This window comes from Pantoea sp. SGAir0183 (assembly GCF_043545505.1).
This window is the reverse complement of record NZ_CP028065.1, coordinates 1-7,852: the sequence shown is the minus strand read 5'-3', so window position 1 is coordinate 7,852 and position 7,852 is coordinate 1. Positions and strand designations below refer to the sequence as shown.

Sequence of the window (7,852 nt, the reverse complement as noted above, 5' to 3'; positions counted from 1 at the left end):
ACTTGTCCTCGCATGAAAATTCACCAGGTGATTATCATAAATCATTTAATTTATCTGAGTGACTGACTTCGGCATAACGGTCACGCCTGAACAGATAACACATGACATATTCACCAATATGAAAAATAGCCTGCTTATATTCCTTCACCGCAATTACCGGAAGCCGCTCACCACCGGATCCGACTTTTTCCGATTCCGGCAGTAAGCGGAAGGGTAGCACGGCGGCGGGGCGGGCGGAAGCGGGGTTTTCCGGGCGGCTTTACGCTGATGCATCCCGTATGTTGTGTCATGTCCAGCTGAGTGAGACACAACATGTGGTGTACTGAGCAGAAAACCGCCGCTGACGGGGTAAAGATCCGGTTCCACCTTTTTTCGGATCTCAGCGGAAAAAGAGAGAACAGTGTATAGGTTTTACATATCCATATGTCAGGCATCTGCATAGGTGTGGCATACGCATATACTCATCATCTGCATATGTTATATATATACATATGTACAACATCTGCCTATACTGGACATATGCCCGCATCCGGTGCAAAAACCTCACATCAGATATGCCGCGCATATCCCAAATATTCGGGAGTTAATTATGAGAACCGTATCTATTTTCAAAAATGGCAATAATCGCGCCATCCGCCTTCCCGCGATCTGGATTTTGAGGGGGTGAGCGAGCTGGAGATCGTCCGGGAAGGAGACAGCATCATCCTGCGCCCCGTCCGGCCGACCTGGGGCTCATTTCTGGAGCTCGAAAAAGCCGATCCGGACTTTATGGCAGAGCGAGAGGACGTTGTCACTGACGAAGGACGATTTGACCTGTGAACAAAACGTATATGCTGGACACCTGTATCTGCTCGTTCATCATGCGCGAGCAACCGGAAGCCGTACTGAAGCGCCTGGAGCAGGCGGTGTTGCGCAGCCACCGCATCGTGGTCTCGGCCATTACTTATTCTGAAATGCGCTTCGGCGCCACCGGCCCGAAGGCCTCGCCGCGTCACGTGCAGCTGGTCGAGGAGTTCTGCGCCAGGCTCGATGCCGTCCTGCCCTGGGACCGTGCCGCGGTGGACGCCACCACTGAGATTAAGGTCGCGCTGCGTCTGGCCGGGACGCCGATTGGGCCGAATGACACAGCGATTGCCGGGCACGCCATTGCGGCCGGCGCCCTGCTGGTGACGAATAATACACGGGAGTTTGAGCGGGTACCGGGCCTGACTTTGGAAGACTGGGTGAAGTAAGCTCCTCTCTTGAGGGTAATATCCTGAATGACCCGGCAGGTTATCTCGGCGTGCCGGGTATTTTGTCTTTAAGGGTGTAGAGCCTGTCAAACTCCGTGACCTGCACACCCTCATCCTAGTTCGGCAGCCCGGTCAATAATTTCCTGACGAAACGCTAAAACATAGTTACCCCAAGCCGGGGAATATTTACTGATATAGCTCAGGACGGTATGCTCTATGTTAGTTTTTCGCGCCAAATGATTGAGCCTGTCATAGTAATCATGCCAGTCAACAAGCCCGTTAATTGACATGGAAAACTGCCTTAGCTTGAGGTATTCAGCAGACTCTTCCGCCGAAATTAATGCAGGATCAATCGACTCGAACCAGCATTTATGATTATATTCCGGCGATCCTTTTTGGGTAAGCACCTGAAGGCTAAACTCAAACATCCTGCCCAATACATCACGGCGTTGTTGTTTTTTTACACTATCCGTCCCTGTCAGGCACTTCTGTATGATTTTCAGTTTTTCCTGTACTGTACGATGCACATCACCGTCTAGCAGGCACATAACCTTCCAAGGTCTTTGCCGGAAAGCAAAAGCCCTGCAAGTACAACTGCAGAGTTTTCCGAAGCACCGAAAATTTGAACATCGACCTTATCAGTCAACGCCTCTCGTTCCAGAAGCACATTGATAGCCGTCCGTGCTAGTTCATCTTCAACAAAAACACTGACCATTTCGGGCTGAATGTCGGTCAACTGACGCAGCGCATCAGCTGATACTCCAGGAAAGGCTTGAATCCCTGTGCCCATATTAAAAATACTAACAATATTGATCGTTCTCTTAAAATGAACGATGGATTCTCGATGTGTTGAAAAAACGATTTCAAGAAGAGAATTCTCTGCTATTTCGATTAATTCACTAACAAGTTTTTTAAAGGCCTTCTCATGGAGAAGGACATCAAGCTCGTCAATCAGAAGAAGTCCATTTGGGAGAATGGAAGGATCATGCGCGGCTTTAAGCACTTCAAATACACGCTTTTCTCCCGCCCCCATAGTATGCTCAGTATAGGAGATTCCATTTTTTGTAAACTTATAAAAAGTGAATCCTTTCTGCGTGGTACAGATCATCAAATCAGAGTAATTGGCCTCCAGAACACGACACATTGAATCCAGTATTTTTTGTTTGAGCTGTGCGGGGCCAAACACTTGGCTTGCATATTTCGCATGACGGGACGCAGCGAGGTCATCTGATAACGTTCCGAGCGTCTGTAGCCCGAGATATAAGGACTCCTTGACGGGCCGACGTGCATATACAGGCTGCCAGCGGCTAACTTTAGAATATAGCTGGGTAAATGTGTCATTAGGTGGCAGTGTGGGAACAAACATAATCCTGTTCCCCTGATTGCTAAGAGTTCCTGCCAAAAAAGATGCTGTAAAGCCACTGTCACGCCAGTTATTATCATCGTGAGGAGTAAAGAAATCAGAAAATCGGTTGTTTTCTTTAGAGGTTGCGTTATGCGGTTTATAGCAGCAGGCAAGAGCATGGATGATCGTCGACTTCCCAGAGCCGTTCATGCCCATGATGGCAGTGACTTTTTTATCAGCCGGAAATGTTATAGTACAATCAGAAATACCTTTTAGGCTCTGAATATGTATTTCCTTCAAGCGTAATTGCGCTGGGATATTTTGCCTAGCAGACATTCTGAACGATTCCTTCGTATGTTAACAGACAGATTAAACTTAAGCAGATTACACCATTTTATGAAAAAATTCCGACATCCAAATGAAAGGTCCTAGTTCGGTTGCATTGGTTGATCAGAATTTCACTCAATTTGCATCTGCGGGGTTTAACAGAGATGAACTAAAGGAATTCATTCAGTTTAAGGGACTGGATGAACCAAGACTTCCCCATCAGGCGCGCCATTTTGATGAAGCCTTAATATAAGGAACTGAGCGGTGAGCTTTGGTACCGATAACAACCCGTTAGTCGTCGACGGAAAGGGAGCAGGGAACCAGCGTTTACATACGAAAACCGCCCGTGATATTGCACACCGATAACACCGATCCCGGCAGAAAAGAATCAGTACTCCTGTGCTCAATGAATTCTCCCTGTCAGCCCGTTGACGGGCTCTGCACAGTGTAAAGGCCCGGTCATCCCGGTGCAGGGCCTTCCCGGCTTTAATCCATCGGCGCAGCGGAATTCTCCATTTCGCAACGGGCTGCATTTTTTTTCAAGTAAAGATAAATATTAAGGGCAAGCAGAAGAAAAAGCAGGACGGTATCAGCAGATAAAACCCAGGCAATTTCACCGGACTGCAACGCTGTACCTATAGTGGTCATCCCGAAGAATGTCACCACTGAACGCGGAACGCGGAATGCGGCCATGGTCTGGCCATATTCACCTTCATGACTTGCAGCCCTGACCTGACCGGCAATAAAAATTGACCACCATACTCCCGTGAGTTCAAGACAGAGGGCAAGAGAGGGAAGAAACCACGGCTTTTTGTCGTAGTCCCAGAAAGTAAGTAAGACCGCTCCCGAAAAAATAACTAAAAAGGTGCACAGAAAAAAACGCCACCGGAAGTTAACCGTAGTTTTCCCCACCGAGCGGGGATAAAACCACGAAGCCAGGCTGTCAAGAACGCCGCTGATCGCGCCCAGAATAAAAACAGCAGCGAAAGGTGTGGTACCTAATGAAAATGCAATCACGTCAAAATTGGTATTAAACGACGTCTCCGTAAACGCCATCACGCACATAGCCAGCGCAAGAAACCAGTTTCGTTTCAGGCACCGGAAAGCCTGACGATAGATACCGGAGAAATCTTTTTTTTCCGTATCAGGGACAGCCTCCTCCGGACCGGCGCAGCTCTTACCGCGGATCAGGGGAAGAAGAGTAAGGGCCGAAAGGAGGAAACAGCCGGCGGCCACACTGAAAAACAGGGAGGGTGAATAGCGGTCATAAAGGGCGGCAAGCACCAGTCCGGTGACGAAAACGGCGATCCCGCTGATATATGACGCCACGGCCACACTCGTTTCATAATCCCTGTGAAGTTCAGGCAGCAGATACTGATTAACGATAATCGTCGCAAAATTTATGGTGAGAGAAAGGGATATAACCAGTACAGGTGTGACTACGAGACTGAAATGCGACTGGTTTCCGAAAGCGAAAACCAGAAAGCCACAACACACCTGCGCAGTCATCAGCCAGAAGAACCGGTGACGGCTCCTGTCGATGAGCCGCCCGGCCAGAGGCCCCCACGCCAGGCTTGAGAGCGCAGTTGAACCTATCAGTACTGAAATAAAAAGGGGGTCGGTTTTGATTTTAACCAGATAAAAGGAAAAAAAACCCAGATAAAGGCAGAAGCCGAGTGTGGACAACAGTATGAAAAGACACAGCGTAAGCTGCCGGAAGCTCTTAATCATGCACATCTTCCCTACCCAGAAAAGCATACTCCATCACCCGCTTTCTCCCGGCACGCTCAGCGGCGCGTATTGAAGGATGGTTACTGCTTTCAATAGTTCCCCATAGCGATGCCGGTGTGCGGGGCGTGCTGAGAAAAGAAAGTAAGGCCTGTTGTGCAGAACCCGCAACGTGCTTTCCGCGAAAGCGCGGAATAACGATCTCTTCGGTGATCCACAGTCCTGATATAAACGCCCTGCGTCCGTTCTCACAGATGATAAAACCGGCATGCGTCCCTTCATAAACTATGATGAACAGGCTTCCATCTTTAATGGCGTCGCGAATGTCTTCTTCATCTGCAGGAAACACCTTATCTTTAAGGAAAGGATAGCGGGAATACGTCCCTGCATAGGCAAGTTCCAGAGCCTGAAGGCACCACTCAGCTGACTGTGGGCAGGCACGCTCAATGCTGACAGTCTGGCCGCTGATAACCGCTTCATTTCTTTCATGCATGCTTTCGCCGACATAGAAAAACTGATCGGCACAACCACGCGTATCCTCAGACACGGGCCGGAGAAGGCGGACTGAAAGTGCGCCCATGGGATGCCATACGTCCAGTATTGAGGCCATTGCCCGCCGGGTCAGAGGAGCAGAGCTGGCGACCAGATCAATGAACGGCTTCTTCAAATCGCCGCCTCTGTATCGTGGTCCGGTGAGGTAGTCATTACCGTCGCAGGAAACGATTTTCTGAAGAAAAAAATCCTGAGGCAGGCCGGTCTCAAGGAAAGGAAAGTTTGATGAAAAATTGCTGTCCTCACACCAGAGCAGCTGTTCATCAATATAGTCTTTCATGCCGTTCCTGAGTAACCCGGAGTCAACAGGCAGCCTGCTGAACTGCTCAACCATGTAATCAAGCATTAACTTGTTCCTTTTATTTCCACGGGGATGCCTGTTTTATAGAAAGAAAGAATGAGGTTGATGACGTCTTTTCTGTCAGCTCCGGGGCGTGAAGAGAAACTGCTGAGGCTCCGGCGTTCAAAGATGTGATGAAAGACTTCTTTCGTTAATTCAAGGACATTTTCCCTGTAAGTGAACCGGATGTAAGAATCCTCCTCATCCAATAAAACATCCTGCCCCGTATGCAGTGCCGGTTCAGCCCCCCGAGCAGATTGCCCATACTCCGGAAAAATGTCACCGCTGAGACATCGCCAGGGTGATCTCCTGCAGACGCGGGTTCGGGGAAAGCAGGGAAAGAGGACACCCCGTAAACGAGGCCCACCGTCAGGTGCAGCGACTGGTGTCCGTCTTCCGTTACCGGGTCATGAAGCGTCCCTTTACGGACGAAGAGAATATCGCCTGCTTTTAGCGTGATGTCTTCGTGTTCAAACCTCCATTTTTTCTTACCCGCGAGCTGCACGATGACCACATCATGGTCATCAGTGTGGGCACCGGCACCGGTGCTGTCAGCGGGCGACCAGTAAATATTGTAGTGTGAAAGGATCCCTTTTTTATCAGCCAGATAAGTGTACAGAGAAAAGTATTCCGGCATCCTTTTCTCGAGGTGGTTGAATACGATGGTCCGCTTACGAAGCAGCATAAGGGCCATCGTGTAAAATCCCAGTATTCCGTCAGTACACGTCTCACTGGCAGGATAGTAGACATCACCACAGCAGAGCAATTTGATGTCTTTTTCAGGATGGCGGATCCCGCGAAAAAGATGGTGAAGTGAGTAATTAAATACAGCCTCCGAGAAGGAGGCATTTCCCTCTGACAATACGTAGTCCTTTTTAAAAGGTTCAGTGTCTGTCAGCAGAGCCGTCAGCTCATTCACAGGAAAGGTAATCATACCAGCACTCCGGTGCGGATCAGTTGCGTGATAACCTTATTGAAAACACCTTCCGCGTCAGTATCACGGAATTCATAACTGAAGCCAGGTCTGGCCATCTCATTTTTAAGATCAAACAGCTTGTCCGCCACTTCATTTCTGACTAAAAAATCTTTTCCACGGAGGTATATCCGCGTTGAGCCGCCTTCCGTTTCCCCGAAGACGATGTCACCATGATATTGATAAGTCCTTTTACCGGTCATTCGGTCGGGTGAAGTATATTTGAAATAACTGTTACTTTTAAGCCGGTTTAATAGCCGTGCCAGACCTTTGTATGCAATACCATCAAGGCTGTTTTTTCCAGAGTCAGGAGGGATAACGGCTGTAATAACATCCTTAACGTCAGCCTCGGCCCTCAGAGGCAGAGTGATATACGGATCCTCGGTATTATGGACAGCCAGGAAATCTGACAAAAAAGACGTCAGTAATTGTGATCTTTTCATTTCATAAGGAGCAATACCCAGCGTGACGGAAAATTCGGGATTTTCCAGAACATGATACCAGTTCTGAGGAATAAACAGTGCATCCCCGGGCGCAGAGTGACCTCCGTCGCCCATGAGAGGGTTTCCTTCAGATTAAAGGAGTCAGACTTCACCACCGGCGCAATGTCTTTTATGGCCGGATCCCACACCCATGCTTTTTTGATTCCGGGGCCGAGGTGGTAAAGAAATGTATGCTCCTGATCTTTGTGAATACCAAATGGTGTCAGGCTGTATCGCCCATAAAGCTGTAAACATCAATCCCCTGGCTCGGAATACCGTATTTCTCAACCCATTCTTTATTGAAATCCCGGTTAATCTTCTGTGCCAGAGAGTCGGACCATCCGTTAAGCCCGTTAATAACGGCACAAAAGCTGGAGGCGCCGGTTATTCGCGCAAGCCATTCACTGAGGCTCTCGTCTTCGCGAGGGGATGATTTGACACACTGTAACCAAAGTCATCACGGGTGCCATTATTAATAAACACACGGGCATTGAGCAGGCTTTCTGAAATACTTCTTCTTTTACGGATAATATGCTCTATATCGGCAAGCAGCGCGCCAGGATCCGTCAGAACTCCCGACTGATGGTAGAATTCATTGATGTTAAATTCTGTCAGGTGACCGGTTAACATGCTTACACACATCTTTACCTCCTGATTTATCAGCTGATAATGAGAGAAATTATTTTATCCAGCAAGGTCATTTCATGGTTAAACGGATTTCCTTTCTTATCAAAACCACAGGTGAATTCCATGATATCGGCACCCACGACGGAAAGGCATGAATTCTTAATCAGGCTCAGAACATCCGTTATATTTTCCTCGTTCATCCCCTCATCCAATGGCGTCGTGACGTGCGGAAAAACATCAGGATCA

9 protein-coding genes and 1 pseudogene are annotated in these 7,852 nt (G+C 48.5%); 2 read left to right on the top strand and 8 right to left on the bottom strand.

Features of this window, described 5'->3' with window-relative positions; translation table 11 throughout:
* Nucleotides 1–589 precede the first annotated feature (589 nt).
* Together vapB and C1N59_RS22750 are read left to right on the top strand one after the other, a co-directional pair.
* Nucleotides 590–819: pseudogene (vapB, locus tag C1N59_RS22755) on the top strand (type II toxin-antitoxin system VapB family antitoxin).
* The gene (locus C1N59_RS22750) at nt 816–1,232 is read left to right on the top strand and encodes a type II toxin-antitoxin system VapC family toxin (RefSeq protein ID WP_205954691.1); all 417 of its coding nucleotides are present in this window, start codon (nt 816–818) and stop codon (nt 1,230–1,232) included. The pseudogene vapB and the gene C1N59_RS22750 overlap by 4 nt, the downstream one beginning before the upstream one ends.
* Before the next feature lie 110 nt (nt 1,233–1,342).
* On the opposite strand, the gene C1N59_RS22745 is transcribed toward C1N59_RS22750, so the two are convergent.
* From C1N59_RS22745 to C1N59_RS22710, 8 genes are all read right to left on the bottom strand, one after another.
* On the bottom strand, nt 1,343–1,780 hold the full coding sequence (locus tag C1N59_RS22745; protein WP_394551417.1) for a hypothetical protein: 438 nt from the start codon (nt 1,778–1,780) through the stop codon (nt 1,343–1,345).
* The gene (locus tag C1N59_RS22740) at nt 1,768–2,913 is read right to left on the bottom strand and encodes an AAA family ATPase (protein WP_394551415.1); all 1,146 of its coding nucleotides are present in this window, start codon (nt 2,911–2,913) and stop codon (nt 1,768–1,770) included. Before C1N59_RS22740 ends, C1N59_RS22745 begins: the two co-directional genes overlap by 13 nt.
* Nucleotides 2,914–3,390: 477 nt before the next feature.
* Entirely contained in the window at nt 3,391–4,635 is a 1,245-nt protein-coding gene (locus C1N59_RS22735; RefSeq protein ID WP_394551413.1) for an MFS transporter, read from the bottom strand.
* The gene (locus C1N59_RS22730) at nt 4,628–5,530 is read right to left on the bottom strand and encodes a GNAT family N-acetyltransferase (RefSeq protein WP_205954694.1); all 903 of its coding nucleotides are present in this window, start codon (nt 5,528–5,530) and stop codon (nt 4,628–4,630) included. Before C1N59_RS22730 ends, C1N59_RS22735 begins: the two co-directional genes overlap by 8 nt.
* A 145-nt stretch (nt 5,531–5,675) precedes the next feature.
* Nucleotides 5,676–6,458, bottom strand: a complete 783-nt coding sequence (locus C1N59_RS22725; RefSeq protein ID WP_394551410.1) for a JmjC domain-containing protein — start codon at nt 6,456–6,458, stop codon at nt 5,676–5,678.
* On the bottom strand, nt 6,455–7,054 hold the full coding sequence (locus C1N59_RS22720; protein WP_394551408.1) for a hypothetical protein: 600 nt from the start codon (nt 7,052–7,054) through the stop codon (nt 6,455–6,457). Before C1N59_RS22720 ends, C1N59_RS22725 begins: the two co-directional genes overlap by 4 nt.
* A 309-nt stretch (nt 7,055–7,363) precedes the next feature.
* Nucleotides 7,364–7,621 (bottom strand): hypothetical protein, encoded by a 258-nt coding sequence (locus C1N59_RS22715; RefSeq protein WP_394551406.1) that lies wholly within the window; start codon nt 7,619–7,621, stop codon nt 7,364–7,366.
* Between the two features lie 17 nt (nt 7,622–7,638).
* The coding region (locus C1N59_RS22710; protein WP_394551404.1) for a hypothetical protein at nt 7,639–7,852 on the bottom strand (214 nt) is incomplete at its 5' end.

Excerpts from the sequence above, each read along its gene's own strand:
- C1N59_RS22735 (WP_394551413.1), bottom strand. The coding sequence starts at position 4,635 with ATGATTAAGAGCTTCCGGCAGCTTACGCTGTGTCTTTTCATACTGTTG.
- C1N59_RS22745 (WP_394551417.1), bottom strand. The coding sequence starts at position 1,780 with ATGTGCCTGCTAGACGGTGATGTGCATCGTACAGTACAGGAAAAACTG.
- C1N59_RS22715 (WP_394551406.1), bottom strand. The coding sequence starts at position 7,621 with ATGTGTGTAAGCATGTTAACCGGTCACCTGACAGAATTTAACATCAAT.
- C1N59_RS22730 (WP_205954694.1), bottom strand. The coding sequence starts at position 5,530 with ATGCTTGATTACATGGTTGAGCAGTTCAGCAGGCTGCCTGTTGACTCC.
- C1N59_RS22740 (WP_394551415.1), bottom strand. The coding sequence starts at position 2,913 with ATGTCTGCTAGGCAAAATATCCCAGCGCAATTACGCTTGAAGGAAATA.
- C1N59_RS22725 (WP_394551410.1), bottom strand. The coding sequence starts at position 6,458 with ATGATTACCTTTCCTGTGAATGAGCTGACGGCTCTGCTGACAGACACT.
- C1N59_RS22720 (WP_394551408.1), bottom strand. The coding sequence starts at position 7,054 with ATGGGCGACGGAGGTCACTCTGCGCCCGGGGATGCACTGTTTATTCCT.